Source organism: Nocardioides sp. Root190 (genome assembly GCF_001428565.1).
Lineage (GTDB): Bacteria > Actinomycetota > Actinomycetes > Propionibacteriales > Nocardioidaceae > Nocardioides.
On record NZ_LMIA01000009.1, the window covers coordinates 483605 to 501281 of the forward strand.

The window sequence follows — 17677 nt, forward strand, 5'->3', positions numbered from 1 at the left end:
CCGACGCCCCCGACGCCCGTGTGGACGGCTGGTGGCCCGAATTGGTCCGGCAGGCGTCGAACGCCGTACGCTGGCGGGACCGGTCCGCCCTGGACCGGAATTCGCTCGTCCGCAGACCACGACGAGTCCCTGTCGGGACTCATCCGCCCGTGGGCGTCGATCCTCAGTCCGCCTGAGACCCAGACTTCACAGTCTGCATCAGGCAGTCGGATCACGCGCAGACGACAGGCCCAACTGAAAACCACACAGGAGAACCACATCATGGCTGTCGTGACCATGCGCCAGCTCCTCGAGAGCGGCGTCCACTTCGGACACCAGACCCGTCGTTGGAACCCGAAGATGAAGCGATTCATCCTCACGGACCGCAACGGCATCTACATCATCGACCTGCAGCAGTCGCTGGCCTACATCGACCGCAGCTACGCCTTCGTCAAGGAGACCGTGGCCAAGGGCGGGACGATCATGTTCGTCGGCACCAAGAAGCAGGCCCAGGAGGCGATCGCCGAGCAGGCGACCCGCGTCGGCATGCCCTACGTCAACCAGCGTTGGCTCGGCGGAATGCTCACCAACTTCCAGACCATGAACCAGCGGATCAGCCGCTTGAAGGAGCTCGACGAGGTCGACTTCGACGCCGTCGCCGGCTCGGGTCGCACCAAGAAGGAGCTGCTGTTCATGCGGCGCGAGCACGTCAAGCTCGACCGCACCCTCGGTGGCATCCGCTCGATGACCCGCACGCCTTCTGCCGTGTGGATCGTCGACACGAACAAGGAGCACCTCGCGGTCGAGGAGGCTCGCAAGCTGCGGATCCCGATCATCGCGATCCTGGACTCCAACTGCGACCCGGACCTCGTCGACTTCCCGATCCCGGGCAACGACGACGCGATCCGCGCCGTCGGCCTGCTCACCCGCGTGATCGCCGACGCTGCCGCTGAGGGCCTGATGGCTCGCTCCGGTGCCGGTGCGGCCACCGCCACGGCGACCGAGCCGCTGGCCGAGTGGGAGCGCGAGCTCCTCGAGGGTGACGCCGAGAAGGTCGCTGTCGAGGCGACCGGTGGCGAGCCGGGCGAGGACGCTCCGGCGTCCGAGGCGATCGGTGCCTCCAGCGAGGCGGCCGAGGCCGTCGTCGAGGAGACCCCCGCTGCCGAGGAGACCCCGGCTGCTGAGGAGACTCCCGCTGCCGAGGAGACCCCGGCCGACGCTCCGGCCGAGGCCTGAGCAACCACTCACCCACGTACGAGAGCGATAGAGGATTTCATGGCATTCACTGCTGCTGACGTCAAGAAGCTCCGGGAGCTGACCAGCGCCGGGATGATGGACTGCAAGAAGGCGCTCGACGAGACCGAGGGCGACTTCGACAAGGCTGTCGAGCTGCTCCGCGTCAAGGGCGCCGCCAAGGCGGCCGCTCGTGGCGCCGAGCGCGAGGCCTCCTCCGGTCTGGTCGCCAGCGCCGGCGGGGCACTCATCGAGCTGAAGTCGGAGACCGACTTCGTCGCGAAGAACCCCGACTTCATCGCCGCTGCCCAGCAGATCGTCGAGGCGATCGACGCTGGCAAGGCCACCGACACCGAGTCCGCCAAGGCGCTGCCCCTCGGGGACAGCACCGTCGGCGAGGTCGTCCAGGGCCTGGCCATCACCATCGGTGAGAAGATCGAACTGGGCAACGTCGCCTACTTCGACGGTCCGGTCGCGGTCTACCTGCACAAGCGTGCGGCCGACCTTCCGCCGGCTGTCGGCGTCATCGTCGCCTACGACGGCGACGAGGCTGCTGCCCGCGGTGCCGCGATGCAGGTCGCTGCCCTCAAGGCGCAGTACCTCACCCGTGACGAGGTCCCGGCCGACATCGTCGCCGCCGAGAAGGACGTCCTCACCAAGAAGACGATCGAGGAGGGCAAGCCGGAAGCGGCTGTCGCCAAGATCGTCGAGGGTCGCATCGGCGGGTTCTTCCGCGAGATCGTCCTGCTCGAGCAGGAGTCGGTCTCCGAGTCGAAGAAGTCGGTCAAGGCCGTCCTCGACGCCTCCGGCACCACCGTGAAGCGGTTCGCCCGCTTCGAGGTCGGCGCCTGAGCGTCAGCTGACGAAGCACACCGCGCGGCCGGCACCACGAAAGTGGTGCCGGCCGTCGCTGTCTCCGAGTAGGTTTGACCAGCCCGGCAGAGGGACAGGTGTCGGTCACGTGCGCCCCGCGCTTTCGCGGGCGCATCAACGTGTCAGGTGAAGGAGAGCGACAAGTGGGACTCATTCAGGCTGCGATCGGCGCCATCGGCGGCACCCTCGGTGACCAGTGGCTCGACTTCTACGGTGTCCCGGACGGGATCACCTCGACCGTCGCGGTGTTCCCTGCGGTCGCCAAGGGACAGAACGCCGGCCGCGGCAGCAACACCGACGGTTCCGACGGCGTCATCACCAACGGCTCCAAGATCGTCGTCCCCGAGGGCTACGGCCTCGTCCTGCTCGAGGACGGCGCCTTCACCGGGTTCGCCGCTGAGCCGGGCGCCTACATCTGGAACTCCGACGAGCCGGCCTCCCAGTCGGTCTTCTCCGGCGGCGGACTCGTCGACTCGGTGATCAAGCAGAGCTGGGAGCGCTTCAAGTTCGGCGGGCGACCCTCGACGCAGCAGACGGCTGTCTTCGTGACGCTCAAGGAGCTGCCCAACAACAAGTTCGGCACCCAGTCGGAGATCTACTGGGACGACGCGTTCCTCAACACCCAGGTCGGCGCCATCACGCGCGGCACCTACACGCTGAAGATCACCGACCCCCTGACGTTCCTGCGCAACTTCGCGCCGGCCGAGGTCATCGGCGGACGGGCCTTCTTCGACTTCACCGACATCGACAACCCCGCCGGTGAGCAGCTGTTCAACGAGGTCGTCGGATCGCTCGCGCCGGCCTTCTCGATGTACACCAACGACCCCGCCAAGGGGAACCGGATCGCTCGCCTGCAGCAGGACTCGATCGGCTTCGCGCAGTCGTTGTCGGCCGCGGTGGAGCAGAACTACCAGTGGCGGACCGACCGCGGCATCGAGATCGTCAAGACCGCGATCATCTCCATCGAGTACGACGCCAACACCCGTGAGCTGCTCAAGAACGTCCAGCGTGCCGACGCACTGTCCGGCTCGCGCGGCAACTCCAACCTGCAGGCGTCCGTCGCCGCCGGCATCGAGGCCGCGGGCGAGAACGCCGGTCCCGGTGGCCTGATCGGCATGGGCATGGCGACCGGTGGCATGGGGGTGGGCGGCCTCCAGCAGCCCGTGACGCCGCCGCCCGCGGCTCCGGCGGCTCCTGCCGCTCCTGCGGCGCCCGCCGCTCCGGCTGCGGACGACCCGATGGCTGTCCTCAAGCGGGCCAAGGAGATGCTCGACGCCGGACTGATCACCCAGGCCGACTACGACGCGGCAAAGGCGAAGGCGCTCGGTCTCTGACATGTCACAGGAGTCCGTGGACCCCCAGCGGCCCACCTTCGACGGGCCGCCCATGTCGCTGGAGGAGGAGCTCGCCGCCGCCAAGGCGGAGCCCGAGCCCACACCCACCATCGAGACCGTCAACGAATCGCTCAAGGACGGGCTGAACCGGTGCCCGAAGTGCGGGTCGAGCGACGTGCGGCTGCGCGCCTCGACCGGCATGCTCGTGTGCCTGTTCTGCCGCAACGAGTGGCACGAGGCCCGCGTCGAGGAGGAGTTCGGGCTCGGTGAGGGCATCGACGACCTCGAGGGCACCGTCATCGCCAGCGGGGCGGAGGACATCCAGGCCGATGCCGCCGACATGGTCACCTTCAAGTGCGAGGCCTGCGGTGCCGAGGTGGTCGTGGACACCGCCCATGCGCTCAACGCGCGTTGCCACTGGTGCCGCCACACGCTGAACGTCAACCAGCAGATCCCCAACGGTGCGGTTCCGGACGCGGTCCTTCCGTTCCGGCTGACCAAGGACGAGGCGGTCGAGAAGATCCGGGAGTTCGCCTCCAAGCGACGGCTCTTCGCGCACAAGAGGTTCAAGAAGGAGTTCGTCCCGGAGAACGTCCTGGGCGTCTACCTGCCCTACCTCGTCATCGACGCGCGCGCCGAGTCGCAGTACTGGGGCAAGGGCGAGATCGAGACCCGGCGCTGGACCGAGAAGCAGGGCGACAACCGCGTCACCTACTACGACGCCGACGTCTACCAGGTGGCCCGCCAGGTCAGCTTCACGGTCGACGACCTGACCATCGAGGGATCGGTGGAGCGCGCCGACTTCAGCGGCGAGAACACCAACAACATCGTCAACACGATCCTGCCGTTCGACACGAAGAACGCGGTCAAGTGGAACGCCAGCTACCTGGTCGGGTTCACCAGCGAGAAGCGTGACGTCAACGTGGAGGCGCTCCAGCCGGTCCTGGAGGACCAGCTGCTCTCGATCGGACGCTCGGAGGTGGCTGCCTCGTTGGGCAGGTTCGACCGGGGTGTGCGCTGGGAGCAGGAGCAGATCGACGTCGGTGGTTCACGCTGGATCTCGATGTACCTGCCCGTGTGGCTCTACTCCTACCGCCAGGAGAGCAACGGCATCCTGCACTACATCGCGGTCAACGCACGGACGGGAGAGACGATGGGCAGCATCCCGGTCTCACAGCCGAAGCTCCTCCTCGCGGCCTTCACGGTCGGCACCTTCCTCGAGGGCGCCGCCGGCGCGTTCCTGGTGGCGACGGCATGAGCGCCGACATCGTGCTCGCGCTCGTCCAGGCGTCCGAGTCGCCGGTCTGGCTCCTCGCAGCCGGTCCGGTCGGCGGCGCAGCGACGTACTGGGCCTTCTATCGCTACTACCGCAACAACGACAAGTCACATGCCTTCGAGCGGGACACGATCATCGACCCCAAGCCCGTGCAGGGCGGGGAGAACAAGGTCGATCACATCAACCGCACGCGTGACTCCGACATCGACGGCGACAACAGCAGCAACTTCCGGACGAGGGTGCAGCGAATCCGCTGACGAGACCGTGTGTGACGGGCAAGGGCATTGGTGCCGCTCGACCCCGTCACGGTAACCTCGGGTGCGCTCCCCGACGTCGAATGGAAGGACCCTGGTGCCCGGCTACAAGAGAGTCCTCCTGAAGCTGTCCGGTGAGGTCTTCGGAGGTGGCAAGGTCGGTGTCGACCCTGACGTCGTCCAGGCCGTTGCCCGTGAGATCAAGCAGGTCGTCGATGCAGGCGTCCAGATCGCTGTCGTGACCGGCGGAGGCAACTTCTTCCGCGGCGCAGAGCTGCAGCAGCGCGGCATGGACCGCGTCCGTGCCGACTACATGGGGATGCTCGGCATCGTCATGAACTGCCTCGCGCTCCAGGACTTCCTCGAGAAGCTGGGCGTCGAGACCCGCGTCCAGACCGCCATCACGATGGGTCAGGTCGCCGAGCCCTACATCCCCCGCCGCGCGATCCGCCACATGGAGAAGGGCCGCGTCGTGATCTTCGGCGCCGGCATGGGCATGCCCTACTTCTCCACCGACACCGTCGCGGTCCAGCGTGCGCTGGAGAGCAGGTGTGACGTGGTCCTGGTGGCCAAGAGCGGCGTCGACGGCGTCTACAGCGCCGACCCCAAGGTCGACCCCACGGCGACCAAGTACGACGAGCTGAGCTACGACGACGCCATCAGCCAGGGCCTGCGGATCCTGGACCAGACGGCGTTCGCGCTCTGCGGCGAGAACAAGCTGCCGATGATCGTGTTCGGCATGGAGCCCGAGGGCAACATCCTGCGGGTCGTCCAGGGTGAGAAGATCGGCACGCGCGTCAGCGCGGGCTGAACCACGAAGGAGAACTGGTGATCAACGACATCCTCAACGAGGCCGACCAGAAGATGGGCAAGTCGGTCGAGGCGACCCGCGAGGAGTTCGCCGCGATCCGGGCCGGCCGCGCCCACCCGAGCATGTTCTCCAAGATCACGGTGGACTACTACGGTTCCCCGACGCCGCTCCAGCAGCTGGCGTCCTTCACGGCACCCGAGGCGCGCACGATCATCATCGCGCCCTTCGACGTCGGCGCCATCGGCAACGTCGAGCGCGCCATCCGCGACTCCGACCTGGGCGTGAACCCCTCCAGCGACGGCAAGCAGCTGCGTTGCGTCTTCCCTGAGCTGACCGAGGAGCGCCGCAAGGAGTTCATCAAGCTGGCCAAGGAGAAGTCCGAGGGCGGCAAGGTGGCGGTGCGCCAGGTGCGCCAGAAGGCCAAGCAGAACCTCGAGAAGCTCGAGAAGGACGGTCAGGTCGGCAAGGACGACGTCACGGGCGCCGAGAAGCGTCTCGACGGCATGACCAAGAAGCACACCGACGCGATCGACGAGCTGCTCAAGCTCAAGGAAGCCGAGCTGCTCGAGGTCTGATCCTCGATCGCTCCCGATTCCCACATGTCATCGTCGACACCGCCTGACTCCTCGGCCCCGACCCCGGCAGCGCCCAAGAAGGACCACGGGCGCGCCGGGCGCGACCTCAAGGCTGCGGTCGCCTCGGCGGTCGTGCTGCTGAGCGCGATCGCGGCCTCGTTGGCGTTCTGGAAGCCCGCCTTCATGGCGATCGTCGCGATCGCCGTGGTCGTGGCGGTGTGGGAGCTGCGCAAGGGCCTGCTCGCCAAGGACATCGACCTGCCCGAGCAGCCGCTCATGGTGGGTGGCGTCGTCATGGTCGTCGTCGCCTACCTGTGGGGCGCGCCGGCCCTGGTGACCGCCACGGCCGTCAGCGCGCTGGCGATCATGCTCTGGCTGCTGCGCCGTGGCGTGGACGGCTACGTCAAGAACGCCACCGCCTCGGTCTTCGCGCTCGTCTACGTGCCCTTCCTGGGCTCGTTCGTGGCGCTGATGCTCGCCGAGGGCGGCCGCACGGGCGGCGGGCTCGACGACAAGGGCGTCCAGGGCATCGTGACGTTCATCCTGGTCACGATCGCCTCCGACATCGGTGGCTACGTCGCCGGCGTCCTGTTCGGCAAGCACCCCATGGCGCCCGTCATCTCGCCGAAGAAGTCCTGGGAGGGCTTTGCCGGCTCGGCCATCGCCACGGTCGGTGCCGGTGTGGCGCTGGTCGTGTACCTCCTCGAGGGCGACTGGTGGATCGGTGTGGCCCTCGGCCTGATCACCGTGGTCATGGCGACCCTCGGCGACCTGTGCGAGTCGGTCATCAAGCGCGACCTCGGGATCAAGGACATGAGCCAGGTGATCCCCGGCCACGGTGGCCTGATGGACCGGCTCGACTCGCTGCTCGCCACGATCGCCCCGATCTGGTTGCTGCTGCACTACGCCGTCTTCTGAGCCGCGACTTCTCCGAGCAGGCCGATCGCGGTCCTCAGCTGCTCGTCCGAGAGGTACGGCGCCGGGCCGATCCGCAGGTGCTGCCCGCGACTGTCGGTGCTGACCCCGCGCGCGGCCAGGGCTGCCTGGAGCTCGGCGGCACGGGGACTGGTCAGCGCGAGGAACCCACCGAACCCCTCGGCAGGGGTGTCGCGGTCGCGGGTGACCACCTCGTCGGGGAGCCCGAGCGCGTCGAACTCCGCGGCCAGCAGTCCGCGCTGGTGCAGTGCGGTCCGGCGCAGCACCGGGGGAGTGAGGCCGTGGGTGGCGAAGAAGTCGAGCACCCGGCTGGCCCGGTAGTGGCTGGTGGGGTCGTAGGTCGCCCCGGCGAAGTGGTCGCCCGACTCGGCGTACCACCCGGTGACGAGCGGACGCAGGCCGGCGGCGTGGGCCGGGAGGCGCAGGAAGCAGTTGCCCTCGCCGAGCTGGAGGTACTTGTAGCCGCCGCCCACGATCCACGCGTCGGCCAGTGCGAGGGCGCTGATGTCGAAGGGCATCACGCCCAGCTGGTGGTAGGCGTCGACCAGCAGCTCGGCGCCGGTCCGGGCACAGGCGCGGGCCACCGCCTCGAGGTGCGGAACGACCAGTGAGGTCTCGAACAGCACCGACGAGACGACGACGGCCGCGGTGCGTCCGTCCACCTCGCTCGCCAGCCGCTCGGCGAGCGTGTCGACCGGTGCGGCCGGCACCTTCACGACCTCGACACCGGACTCGGCCAGGCGGTCGAGCTGACGACGGGCCGAGTGGAACTCGCCGTCCGTGGTGACCAGCCGCGACCGGGTGCGGAGGTCCAGGCAGGACAGGAAGCGGATCAGCAGCTCGTGAGTGCTCCCGCCGAGGGCCACCTCGCCGGACGGGTCCCCGAGCAGGTCCCGAACCCCGTCGCGGAGCCGTTCGGCGCGCAGCTCCGCGCGACCCCACTTCTCGCCGACGGCGAGGGCGGCGTCGTCGTACGCCTCGAGCACGCCCTCGCGGGCGACGTCCGGCCAGGCCTGGTGGCTGTGCCCGGTGAGGAGCAGGCGTTCGGCGACCCGGAAACGGGAGTAGTGGGCCGCCAGGCTCACATCTGGCTCCGGATGGCCCACAGGTCGGGGAAGAGCTGGTGGGTGACGGTGCTCCAGAGGTACTGCGCTCCCGAGGAACCGCCCGTCCCCATCTTGGCGCCGATGGTGCGCTCGACCATCTTCACGTGGCGGTAGCGCCACTCCTGGAGGCCCTCGTCGAGGTCGACCAGGCGTTCGGCGACCTGCGCGGCCCCGCCCTCGTCGCCGTACGCCGCCAGCAGCAGCTGCTGCACGTCCTCCGATGGCTCCCACGGCTGGGTGAGGTCGCGCTCGATCGCGCCAGCGGGCACGGCGTAGCCCTGGGTGAGCAGGTAGCGCAGGTAGGAGTCGAAGACCGACGGGCGGGCCATGGCGGTCTCGATCCGCTCCCGGCCCGGGCTGCCCTCGGGGTAGTGCTCGAACATCCGGCTGTCCCGGCGTCCGAGGGTGGCCTCGAGCTCACGGAACTGCTCGGACTGGAAGCCGCTGGAGGCGTCCAGCCGCCCGCGGAAACTGGTGAACTCGCGCGGGGTCATCGTCTCGAGCACGTCGACCTGCGCGACGGCGACCTTGAGGATCGCGCGCACCCGTCCGAGGGTGTGGAGCGCGCGCGGGGTGTCGCCGGCCTCGAGGCGTCGCTGCAGTCCGGTGAGCTCGTGCAGCATCTGCTTGAACCACAACTCGTAGACCTGGTGGATCACGATGAACAGCAGTTCGTCGTGCTCGTCCGAACGTGGGTGCTGCGCGGCGAGGACCTCGTCGAGCGCGAGATAGCTGCTGTAGGTCAGGGAGGGGTGCGGTTCGCTCACCCGGCCACTGTCACAGAAGCAGGGCCCGGCGTGCCAGTGGCCCGGTCTTTCACCGCGACGCCCGCCTGCCGGATACGATCGCCCCGACATGAAGCAGGTATCCGAGGGCCGCGTCGTCGCGGACGAGACGGACGACGCGACCGACCGGTCCCGTCGACCCGACTGGTTCCACCGGGGCCACCCGGTCTTCTTCCCGCTCGCGGGCTTCTTCACCGGCATGGTCTCGGTGATCGTGGTCCCCGGTCTGTACGCCACGATCGTCAAGAGCGTGGCCGGCTACGAGCGGGCCGAGGAGCTCTTCCCGTTCGTCGTGCTGCTGCTGGTCGTGCCGATCGGGATGCTGGTGCCCCACCGCACCCGGCGTTTCGCGCGTTACATGCTGCTCGGCATGGTCACCACGGTCGTCGTGGTGGTGGGTGTCGCCGCTCTCGTGCTTTGGGTGCTGTACAAGCGCGACGCGTAGAATCGGCGGCGATGTCCGACCAGCCTGAGGGGCCCCGCCAGCTTCCCCTCGTCCTCGCCGAACCGCGTGGACGCAAGAAGCCGCCGCGGCACCTCGCCGACCTCACTCCCGGCGAGCGCAAGGACCTGCTGGTCGAGATGGGCCTGCCGGGTTTCCGTGCCAAGCAGGTCGCCACCCACTACTTCTCGCGCCTGGTCGACGACCCGGAGCAGATGACCGACCTCCCGGCCGCCCAGCGCGGCGAGCTGGTCGAGGCGCTCCTGCCCCACCTGATGACGCCGCTGCGCGTGCTCGAGGCCGACAAAGGCACGACCCGCAAGACCCTGTGGAAGCTGTTCGACGGCGCCCTGGTCGAGTCGGTTCTCATGCGCTACCCGAACCGCACCACCATGTGTGTCTCCAGCCAGGCCGGCTGCGGCATGGCCTGCCCGTTCTGCGCGACCGGCCAGGGCGGCCTGCAGCGCAACATGTCGACTGCGGAGATCGTCGAGCAGGTGCTCGCCGGTGCCCGCTCCCTCGAGCGCGGCGAGGTGCCCGGTGGCGAGGGTCGGGTCAACAACGTTGTGTTCATGGGCATGGGCGAGCCGCTGGCCAACTACAAGGCCGTCGTGGGCGCCGTACGACGCCTCACCGAGCCGGCCCCCGACGGCTACGGCATGTCGGCGCGCGGCATCACCGTCTCCACGGTCGGCCTCGTGCCGCGGATCAAGCAGCTCGCCGACGAGGGCATCCCGGTGACCCTCGCGCTGAGCCTGCACGCCCCCGACGACGAGCTGCGCAACGAGCTGGTGCCGATCAACACCCGGTTCTCCGTCGCGGAGACCGTCGACGCGGCCTTCGAGTACTTCCAGAAGACCAAGCGTCGCGTCTCGATCGAGTACGCCATGATGCGCGGCATCAACGACCAGGCCTGGCGTGCCGACCTGCTCGGTGACGTGCTCAACGAGCGCGGCCACGGCTGGGTCCACGTTAACCTGATCCCGCTCAACGAGGTCCCCGGCTCGCAGTACACCCGCTCGTTCGACAAGGACACCGACGAGTTCGTACGCCGCCTCGAGGCCAAGGGTGTCAGCACCACCATCCGGGACACACGCGGCGACGAGATCGACGCCGCCTGCGGTCAGCTCGCTGCCACGGAGTGACCTGAGCCGTCCCTGCCCAGGTGGCCCCGGTGGCCCAGGTGGCGCTGCCGCGCCATCAGGAACAGCGGGAAGCTCACGCTGATCGCGACGAGGAAGGTCAGCGCGACGTAGATCCACGCGTGGCGCAGTCCGATGCGACGCGCCTCGGCCAGCATGAAGACCAGGCCGACGAGGGCGACCGCGAGCAGGTCGATCCCGAAGAAGACACCGGCGGGCGTCTCCAGCGGGTCGGTGACGAAGTCGGTGAGGCCGCGGCCGTCGGCGAAGTGGGCGACGAGCGTCATCTGGGTGCTGACGAACGCCAGCAGGGCGACGGCGGCGTAGGTCAGCACCAGGGCGCGGTCGATGCCGGTGCGGGACTCGGTGGTCATGCCCGAGGATCCCACAGGGCTGGGCCCGAGCCGGGAGCTCAGACCAGGGGGCTCGGCACCAGCAGCTCGACGTTGCGGTCGGCCGGGGTGCCGACGCCACCGCTGTGGTCGTGCCAGTCGTTGGCCGCCAGCTCACGGGACAGCCCGGCGAGCTGGGGTGCCGTCGCGGTGCCGGCCCCGGCCGAGTCGGGACCGGCGTGGTCGACCATCGTGGTGAAGATCGACAGGGTGCCGTCGGTGTTGTCGGCGATCTCGATGATCCGGGCCTGCTGCGGCCAGTCGATGTGCGAGGCGGTCGTGATCTCCCACAGTCCGCCACCGCCCGTGCGGGGCCGCGGCGTGATCTTGTTGGTGTGGGTGTGGCCGTTGATCCACGCGATGACCTGCGGGTGCTCGAGGAGCTTGGTGAGCACGGTGCCGCCGGTGACGCGCGGGTCGAGGCTGCCGCCGGTGAGGATGAGCGGGTTGCCCATCGTGTCGGACGTGTGGTGGCTGAAGACCATGACCGCCTTGCCGACGGACTGGGCGAGCAGGTTCGAGAGCCAGGTGAACTGCGTCTTGTCGAGCGACCCGTCGGCGTACCCGTTGGGGTTGACGGTGTCCATGACGATGAAGCGGAACGGGCCCTTGTCGAAGTGGTAGTACGCCGTGCCCTGCGCGCGGTTGGTGGCGGTGAATCCGTGACCGAAGGGAGCGCCACCGAGCACGAAGTGCTGCTCGACGACCTGCTTGCGGGTCAGGAGGCGACGGTTGAGGTCGGGCTGGACGGCCCGCACGATCGTGTTGCCGGCGCCGCCGAGCAGGTTGGTGAGCAGCGCGGCGGGGTTGCTCAGCAGGTCGTCGAAGATCTGTGCGGGGTTGAGCCCGAGCGGCGGCGAGATGATCTTCAGGGCGCCCAGGGCCAGCAGGTTGAGCTGCAGGGTGCTGGTGGGGAAGTTGCCCTGGACGAGGCCGTCGTGGTTGCCGAAGACGGAGTACCACGGGATGTCGAGGCCCTCGGCCTGGAAGGGGCGCCGGGCGGCGTCGAGGAGACCGGGGACGACGGGGAAGCCGTACTCGGCACGCGGCCGGTCGACCTGCTTGCCCAGCGGGTTGCCGTGCGGGTGCCAGTACGCCGTGTCGTAGGTGCCGGGAGTGCTGTCGGCGACGCCCTCCCACTTGTTCAGGTTGCCGGAGTCGACCCGGACGGAACCCCCGTTGAGGACCCCGATGTTCCAGCGGATCTCGTTGAGCTGGGAGTTGTCGGAGTTGTCGCCGGTCTGGATCGCCAGCGCGAGCGGCTTGCCGGTGATCGGACCCTCGGTGATCCGGTTGATGGCGCGCACCATCGAGTCGGCCACCTGGCCGGTCAGCATCTCCTGCGCGCGGTACGACGAGGAGAGCAGCCCGGTCGCGGGCAGCGGGCTCGGGTCGTCGAGCCGGTCGGTCCACTCCAGTCGCAGCGGCGACTGGGCGTCGACGATGTGGACGTCGCTCAGCTGCACGAAGGCCAGCAGGCCCTGGCGCACACCGGCGCGCGCGTCGTCGGCCAGCACCCCCAGGCCGGACCGGACGCCGTGCGCCTCGCCGGAGACGCTGATGACGGGCGCGTAGCCCTTCGCGTTCGGAGTGCCGGTCGCGTAGGTGGTCGCGACGGTGCCGTTGGTCGGCAGAGCACTCGGCACCGCGCTCGGCACGGCGTTCGGTGCCGCGCCGGCGGCGGCCGGGCGCAGGACGCCGGGCAGGGCAGTGGCCGCTGCGGCGAGGCCGCCGGCGGCGATGGTGTTCCGGATCAGGTCACGGCGAGAGATCTCCACAAGGCGCCAACGACGCTCGGGTGACCTGGGTCACGTCATGGTTGGTGAAGGTTTTCCGGATCCCCGATCGTTCACCCGACCGTCGCCCGACGCGCCTTTGCCCGTGACGGGCTGTTGTCACCGCGCTCCTAGCGTCCGTGACATGAAGCTCCGGGTACTGGTGGTGTCAGAGTCCTTCCTCCCGCAGGTCAACGGCGTGACCAACTCCGTGCGCCGGGTGCTCGAGCACCTGGCTGCCGAGGGGCACCAGGCCCAGCTGGTCGCCCCGACCGGGCCGGACACCTATGCGGGTTTCCGGGTGCGTCGTGCCCGCGGCGCCAACCTCCCGTTCTACCCGGACTTCCGGCTGGGGCTGGAGACCCGGCGCCGGCTGCGCCAGGTGATGCTCGAGTACCGCCCCGACGTCGTCCACATCGCCTCACCGGCCACGCTCGGCTACCAGGCCTCCCGTGCGGCCGAGGAGCTCGGGATCCCCACCGTCGCGATCTACCAGACCGACCTCGTCGGCTTCGCCGAGCGCTACGACCTGCCCGGCGGCGCCCGTGCGATGGCCGGGCTGACCCGTCGGATCCACCACCACGTCGACCGGACCCTCGCCCCCTCGACCGCGAGCATCGACCAGCTGCGTGAGCTGGGCGTCCCGGACGTCCACCGCTGGGGACGCGGCGTCGACCTCGTCGCCTTCCACCCGCGGCACCGTGACGAGGAGCTGCGCAGGCGCCTGGCTCCCGACGGCCGCCTCCTGGTCGGGTACGTCGGCCGGCTGGCCGCCGAGAAGGAGCTGGACCTTCTCGCCCACATCGCCGACGACCCCAGGCTGGCTCTCGTCGTGGTCGGCGCCGGACCCGAGGAGCAGCGCCTGCGTGGCGTGCTCGGGGAGCGGGCGTGCTTCCTCGGCCTGCTGCACGGTGACGACCTGAGCCGCGCCTACGCCTCGCTCGACGTCTTCGTCCACACGGGTCGCTACGAGACCTACTGCCAGTCGGCCCAGGAGGCACTCGCCTCCTCCGTCCCGGTCATCGCCCCGGCGGCGGGAGGGCCGGTGGACGTGGTTGCCCACGGTGCGACGGGACTGCTCTACCGGCCCGGGGACGGGGCGGACCTCGCGGCGAGCGTGGACCGCCTGGTCGGCGACGCCGCGCTGCGGCAACGGATGGGTGTCACCGCGTTGCGCGCTGTGCAGGACCGTTCCTGGTCCGCGATCAACGAACAGCTCCTGACGCACTACCGCGCCGTGATCGACGAGCACGCCGCCCGCGCCGCGGTGCGCGCTGCCCGCTGGGCTCGCGCAGCCTGACCGGTTCGCCGCTGCCCTCAGCCGATCAGCGCAGCGGCCTCCTCGACGGTGTCGACCAGGTGGATGTGCGCCTCCATCGCGCGTCCGCGGGCCAGCGCCTGCAGCAGCGGCCACGCCGGCAGGTGCCCGGTCCAGTGCTCGCGCCCGACCAGGACCATCGGCGCGACGTCCTCCTCGGCGGCGTAGTAGTTCTCGCAGGCGTCCTGGAAGACCTCCTGCACGGTCCCGCCGGCGCCGGGGAGGAAGACGATCCCGGCGTCGCAGACCTGGAGCAGGATCGCCTCGCGCAGGGCGTTGCGGAAGTACTTCGCGACCGAGGTCGCGAACAGGTTCGGCGGCTCGTGCCCGTAGTGCCAGGTCGGCACGCCCAGCGAGGCCTCCGGTTCCGAGGCGAGCTCGATGGCGCGGCGGGCGGCCTCGACCCACGCGTCGATCGACGGGCGGAAGGACGGCACGGCGCAGACGAGTCGCAGCGCCTCGGTCAGGGTCTCGGGCGAGGTGGTCGCGAAGCGGCCGCCCAGGTTGGCCGCCTCCATCGCTCCCGGGCCGCCACCGGTGGCGACGACGTGGCCGCGACCGAGCAGCGCGCCGAGGCGCGCCGCGTCGACGTACCCCGGCGTGCCGCGGTCGGCGGCGTGGCCGCCCATGACTCCCACCAGGGACCGCTCGCGCACCCAGGCGGCGAGCGCGTTGTCGATGGCCTGGTCGTGGAGCACCTCGGCGAGTGCCTCGGCCGGCGTGCACGCCTCGCGGGCCCAGGCGTAGGCGCGGGCGTCGAAGGTGTCGGCGTAGCCGGGGCGGTCGTACAGGTCGGCGGGGGAGTAGAGCGTGCCGCGGTTGACGTCGAGGCCGGGAAGGTGGGCCTCGGCGGCGGCACCGGCCTGGTCCTGCCACTGCTGGTCGGTCGGCGTCCGGGACTCGACCACGACGCCTCGGGAACGGGTGGGCCTCACGTACGCACCGTAGTGGAGGTCCCACCACCTGGACGCGTCCCGCAATGACGAGTCGCTCAGTACATTTTGACCACCCGCTCGACGCGGCGCCGATGACAGGAGTGAACGATGACCTACCGTCCCGAGACCCTTGCCGTGCACGCAGGCCAGGAGGAGGCAGACCCGGCGACGAACTCGCGAGCCGTGCCGATCTACCAGACGACGTCCTACGTCTTCAACGACACCGAGCACGCGGCCAACCTGTTCGCCCTCGCCGAGCCCGGCAACATCTACACCCGCATCATGAACCCGACGCAGTCGGTGTTCGAGGACCGGATGACCCAGCTCGAGGGCGGCGTGGGCGCGCTGGCGACGGCGTCGGGCTCGGCCGCCATCACCTACGCGGTCCTCAACCTGACCTACACCGGCGACAACATCGTCGCGATCTCCACCCTGTACGGCGGCACCTTCGCGCTCTTCGCGCACACGCTTCCGCAGTACGGCATCGAGGTCCGCTTCGTCGACCCGAACAAGCCCGAGGAGCTCGCCAAGCACGTCGACGAGAAGACCAAGCTGGTCTTCGCCGAGACCATCGGCAACCCCAAGGTCAACGTCGTGGACGTGCGTGCCTGGGCCGACGCCGCCCATGAGCAGGGGATCCCGCTCGTGGTCGACGCGACCGCGACCACTCCGCTCCTGGCCCGGGTGTTCGACCACGGAGCCGACATCGCCGTGCACGCCGCGACGAAGTACATCGGTGGCCACGGCACCTCGATCGGCGGCATCATCGTCGACTCCGGCAAGTTCGACTGGGCGGCGCACTCCGAGCGGTTCCCCGGCCTCACCCAGCCCGACAGCGCCTACCACGGCGTGGTGTGGACGGACGCCGTCGGCGAGCTGGCCTACATCATCCGTGCCCGGACCGTCCTGCTGCGCAACACCGGTGCCGCGATCGCACCGCTGAACTCCTTCCTCTTCCTGCAGGGGCTGGAGACCCTCCACCTCCGGATGGAGCGCCACAGCGAGAACGCGCTGACCATCGCCCAGCACCTGAAGTCCCACGACGCCGTCGCCTGGGTGTCCTACCCCGGCCTGGAGGACGACCCCTCCAAGGCCGTGGCGGACAGCTACTTCACCGGACGGGGCTACGGCGGCCTGGTCTCCTTCGGCCTGAAGTCGGGTCGCGACGGCGGCAAGCGCTTCATCGAGTCGCTCGGGCTGTTCAGCCACCTGGTCAACATCGGCGACGCCAAGTCGCTGGCCGTCCACAACGCCACGACCACCCACTCGCAGCTGACCCCCGAGGAGCTGGAGGCAGCTGGCGTGCCGGAGGACCTCGTCCGGCTCTCGATCGGCATCGAGCACGTCGACGACCTCATCGCCGACATCGACCAAGCGCTCGCCGCAGCGAAGTGAGAACGCTCGGACGATCGCGTTGACCAAGGACGGACAGGTCGAGACCCAGCGGGTCGTGCTCGCCGACGAGCACGACCCGCTGGTCCTGGCGACCGGTCGCGCGCTCCCTCACGTCGAGGTCGCCTACGAGACCTACGGCCGCCTCGCCCGGGGCCGGGACAACGCGGTCGTCGTCTGTCACGCGCTCACCGGCGACGCCCACGCCGCCGGCGTCCACCAGGGGGCGCGGCGGCCCGGCTGGTGGGACAACCTCATCGGCCCCGGCCGGGCCGTCGACACCGACCGGTTCTTCGTGATCAGCTCCAACCTGCTCGGCGGATGCTCCGGCACGACCGGGCCGCTCTCCCTCGACCCGGTCACCGGTCGGCCGTACGGTCCGGACTTCCCGGACCTCGAGATGGCAGACCTGGTCGCCGTGCAGCGACGCCTCCTGGACCACCTGGGCATCGACCGGCTGCATGCAGCGGTCGGCGGCTCGCTCGGCGGGATGCAGGTCCTGGAGTGGGCCCTCCAGGAGCCCGAGCGGATCGAGCGCGCCGTCATGGTGGCGGCGAGCTCTCGGCTCACCGCCGAGAACATCGCCTTCTCCGCGGTGGCGCGCGCGGCCATCATGGAGGACCCCGACTTCCGTGGCGGCTGGTACTTCGAGCACGGTGTCCAGCCGCACCACGGCCTGAAGATCGCCCGGATGATGGCGCACATCACCTATGTCTCGCCCGGCTCGCTCGAGGACAAGTTCGGCCGCGACCGACGCGGCGCTCCCGGTGAGCACCGGCTCGACGCCGACTTCGAGGTCGAGCACTACCTCCAGCACCAGGGCGAGAGCTTCCTCCAGCGCTTCGACGCGCTGTCCTACCTGCACCTGAGCCGTCCGATGGACTACTTCGATCCCTTCGGGGCGCACCCGGACGTCGTACCCTCGACGAGGTTCCGGCTGGTCTCCTTCGACTCGGACTGGCGGTTCCCGACCGCGCACTCGCTGCGGATCCGTGACGAGCTCGCCGCGCGGGGCGTCCAGGTCGACCACACCGAGGTCGCCTCGCCGTGGGGCCACGACTCGTTCCTGCTCGAGCCGCCGGGCTACCACGACCTGGTGCGGTCGTTCCTGGCCTGAGG

The 17677-nt window shown here is 69.6% G+C and carries 18 protein-coding genes; 13 read left to right on the forward strand and 5 right to left on the reverse strand.

Features of this window, described 5'->3' with window-relative positions; translation table 11 throughout:
• Positions 1-261: 261 nt before the first annotated feature.
• From rpsB to ASE01_RS12145, 8 genes are all read left to right on the forward strand, one after another.
• Positions 262-1215: a 30S ribosomal protein S2 gene (gene rpsB / locus ASE01_RS12110; RefSeq protein ID WP_056751593.1), complete on the forward strand. Its 954-nt coding sequence runs from the start codon at positions 262-264 to the stop codon at positions 1213-1215.
• 39 nt (positions 1216-1254) lie between these two features.
• A complete protein-coding gene (tsf, locus tag ASE01_RS12115; protein ID WP_056751597.1) occupies positions 1255-2064 on the forward strand; it encodes a translation elongation factor Ts in 810 nt (269 codons plus the stop codon).
• A 164-nt stretch (positions 2065-2228) separates the two neighbouring features.
• A complete protein-coding gene (locus ASE01_RS12120; protein ID WP_056751600.1) occupies positions 2229-3419 on the forward strand; it encodes an SPFH domain-containing protein in 1191 nt (396 codons plus the stop codon).
• Position 3420: 1 nt separating this feature from the next.
• Positions 3421-4677 (forward strand): TFIIB-type zinc ribbon-containing protein, encoded by a 1257-nt coding sequence (locus ASE01_RS12125; RefSeq protein ID WP_056751605.1) that lies wholly within the window; start codon positions 3421-3423, stop codon positions 4675-4677.
• Entirely contained in the window at positions 4674-4952 is a 279-nt protein-coding gene (locus ASE01_RS12130) for a hypothetical protein (RefSeq protein WP_056751610.1), read from the forward strand. Before ASE01_RS12125 ends, ASE01_RS12130 begins: the two co-directional genes overlap by 4 nt.
• Positions 4953-5046: 94 nt before the next feature.
• A complete protein-coding gene (gene pyrH, locus ASE01_RS12135) occupies positions 5047-5760 on the forward strand; it encodes a UMP kinase (protein WP_056751613.1) in 714 nt (237 codons plus the stop codon).
• A gap of 20 nt (positions 5761-5780) precedes the next feature.
• Positions 5781-6335: a ribosome recycling factor gene (frr, locus tag ASE01_RS12140; protein ID WP_200958842.1), complete on the forward strand. Its 555-nt coding sequence runs from the start codon at positions 5781-5783 to the stop codon at positions 6333-6335.
• Between the two features lie 24 nt (positions 6336-6359).
• Positions 6360-7253 (forward strand): phosphatidate cytidylyltransferase, encoded by an 894-nt coding sequence (locus ASE01_RS12145; RefSeq protein ID WP_056751621.1) that lies wholly within the window; start codon positions 6360-6362, stop codon positions 7251-7253.
• Here the strand turns inward: ASE01_RS12145 and ASE01_RS12150 are convergent.
• Both ASE01_RS12150 and ASE01_RS12155 read right to left on the reverse strand, forming a co-directional pair.
• Positions 7238-8356: an aminotransferase class V-fold PLP-dependent enzyme gene (locus tag ASE01_RS12150; RefSeq protein WP_200958824.1), complete on the reverse strand. Its 1119-nt coding sequence runs from the start codon at positions 8354-8356 to the stop codon at positions 7238-7240. The two genes, ASE01_RS12145 and ASE01_RS12150, sit on opposite strands and share 16 nt — an antisense overlap.
• Positions 8353-9144, reverse strand: a complete 792-nt coding sequence (locus ASE01_RS12155) for a tryptophan 2,3-dioxygenase (protein WP_056751627.1) — start codon at positions 9142-9144, stop codon at positions 8353-8355. Before ASE01_RS12155 ends, ASE01_RS12150 begins: the two co-directional genes overlap by 4 nt.
• Positions 9145-9232: 88 nt before the next feature.
• Between ASE01_RS12155 and ASE01_RS12160 the strand changes: the two genes are divergently transcribed.
• On the forward strand, positions 9233-9607 hold the full coding sequence (locus ASE01_RS12160; protein ID WP_056751630.1) for a hypothetical protein: 375 nt from the start codon (positions 9233-9235) through the stop codon (positions 9605-9607).
• An 11-nt stretch (positions 9608-9618) separates the two neighbouring features.
• Complete coding sequence (gene rlmN / locus ASE01_RS12165; protein WP_056751633.1) at positions 9619-10749, forward strand: 23S rRNA (adenine(2503)-C(2))-methyltransferase RlmN; 1131 nt, start codon at positions 9619-9621, stop codon at positions 10747-10749.
• Here the strand turns inward: rlmN and ASE01_RS12170 are convergent.
• Together ASE01_RS12170 and ASE01_RS12175 are read right to left on the reverse strand one after the other, a co-directional pair.
• Positions 10728-11120: a DUF2834 domain-containing protein gene (locus ASE01_RS12170; protein WP_056751636.1), complete on the reverse strand. Its 393-nt coding sequence runs from the start codon at positions 11118-11120 to the stop codon at positions 10728-10730. The two genes, rlmN and ASE01_RS12170, sit on opposite strands and share 22 nt — an antisense overlap.
• Positions 11121-11158: 38 nt before the next feature.
• Positions 11159-12916: a TIGR03767 family metallophosphoesterase gene (locus tag ASE01_RS12175; protein ID WP_056751639.1), complete on the reverse strand. Its 1758-nt coding sequence runs from the start codon at positions 12914-12916 to the stop codon at positions 11159-11161.
• Positions 12917-13058: 142 nt separating this feature from the next.
• On the opposite strand from ASE01_RS12175, the gene ASE01_RS12180 reads away from it, so the two are divergent.
• The gene (locus ASE01_RS12180) at positions 13059-14213 is read left to right on the forward strand and encodes a glycosyltransferase family 4 protein (RefSeq protein WP_056751643.1); all 1155 of its coding nucleotides are present in this window, start codon (positions 13059-13061) and stop codon (positions 14211-14213) included.
• A gap of 17 nt (positions 14214-14230) precedes the next feature.
• On the opposite strand, the gene ASE01_RS12185 is transcribed toward ASE01_RS12180, so the two are convergent.
• Positions 14231-15166 carry an LOG family protein gene (locus tag ASE01_RS12185; protein ID WP_157537294.1) on the reverse strand — a complete coding sequence of 312 codons (936 nt, stop codon included), beginning with the start codon at positions 15164-15166 and terminating at the stop codon, positions 14231-14233.
• 108 nt (positions 15167-15274) lie between these two features.
• Between ASE01_RS12185 and ASE01_RS12190 the strand changes: the two genes are divergently transcribed.
• Together ASE01_RS12190 and metX are read left to right on the forward strand one after the other, a co-directional pair.
• Positions 15275-16561, forward strand: a complete 1287-nt coding sequence (locus tag ASE01_RS12190) for an O-acetylhomoserine aminocarboxypropyltransferase/cysteine synthase family protein (RefSeq protein ID WP_056751650.1) — start codon at positions 15275-15277, stop codon at positions 16559-16561.
• A gap of 19 nt (positions 16562-16580) precedes the next feature.
• Positions 16581-17675: a homoserine O-acetyltransferase MetX gene (gene metX / locus ASE01_RS12195; protein WP_056751653.1), complete on the forward strand. Its 1095-nt coding sequence runs from the start codon at positions 16581-16583 to the stop codon at positions 17673-17675.
• Positions 17676-17677 lie beyond the last annotated feature (2 nt).

Bases quoted from the DNA above. Each gene is read 5' to 3' on its own strand.
- rpsB (WP_056751593.1), top strand. From the start codon at position 262: ATGGCTGTCGTGACCATGCGCCAGCTCCTCGAGAGCGGCGTCCACTTC.
- tsf (WP_056751597.1), top strand. From the start codon at position 1,255: ATGGCATTCACTGCTGCTGACGTCAAGAAGCTCCGGGAGCTGACCAGC.
- ASE01_RS12125 (WP_056751605.1), top strand. From the start codon at position 3,421: ATGTCACAGGAGTCCGTGGACCCCCAGCGGCCCACCTTCGACGGGCCG.
- ASE01_RS12130 (WP_056751610.1), top strand. From the start codon at position 4,674: ATGAGCGCCGACATCGTGCTCGCGCTCGTCCAGGCGTCCGAGTCGCCG.
- ASE01_RS12145 (WP_056751621.1), top strand. From the start codon at position 6,360: ATGTCATCGTCGACACCGCCTGACTCCTCGGCCCCGACCCCGGCAGCG.
- ASE01_RS12160 (WP_056751630.1), top strand. From the start codon at position 9,233: ATGAAGCAGGTATCCGAGGGCCGCGTCGTCGCGGACGAGACGGACGAC.
- rlmN (WP_056751633.1), top strand. From the start codon at position 9,619: ATGTCCGACCAGCCTGAGGGGCCCCGCCAGCTTCCCCTCGTCCTCGCC.
- ASE01_RS12170 (WP_056751636.1), bottom strand. From the start codon at position 11,120: ATGACCACCGAGTCCCGCACCGGCATCGACCGCGCCCTGGTGCTGACC.
- ASE01_RS12180 (WP_056751643.1), top strand. From the start codon at position 13,059: ATGAAGCTCCGGGTACTGGTGGTGTCAGAGTCCTTCCTCCCGCAGGTC.
- ASE01_RS12190 (WP_056751650.1), top strand. From the start codon at position 15,275: ATGACCTACCGTCCCGAGACCCTTGCCGTGCACGCAGGCCAGGAGGAG.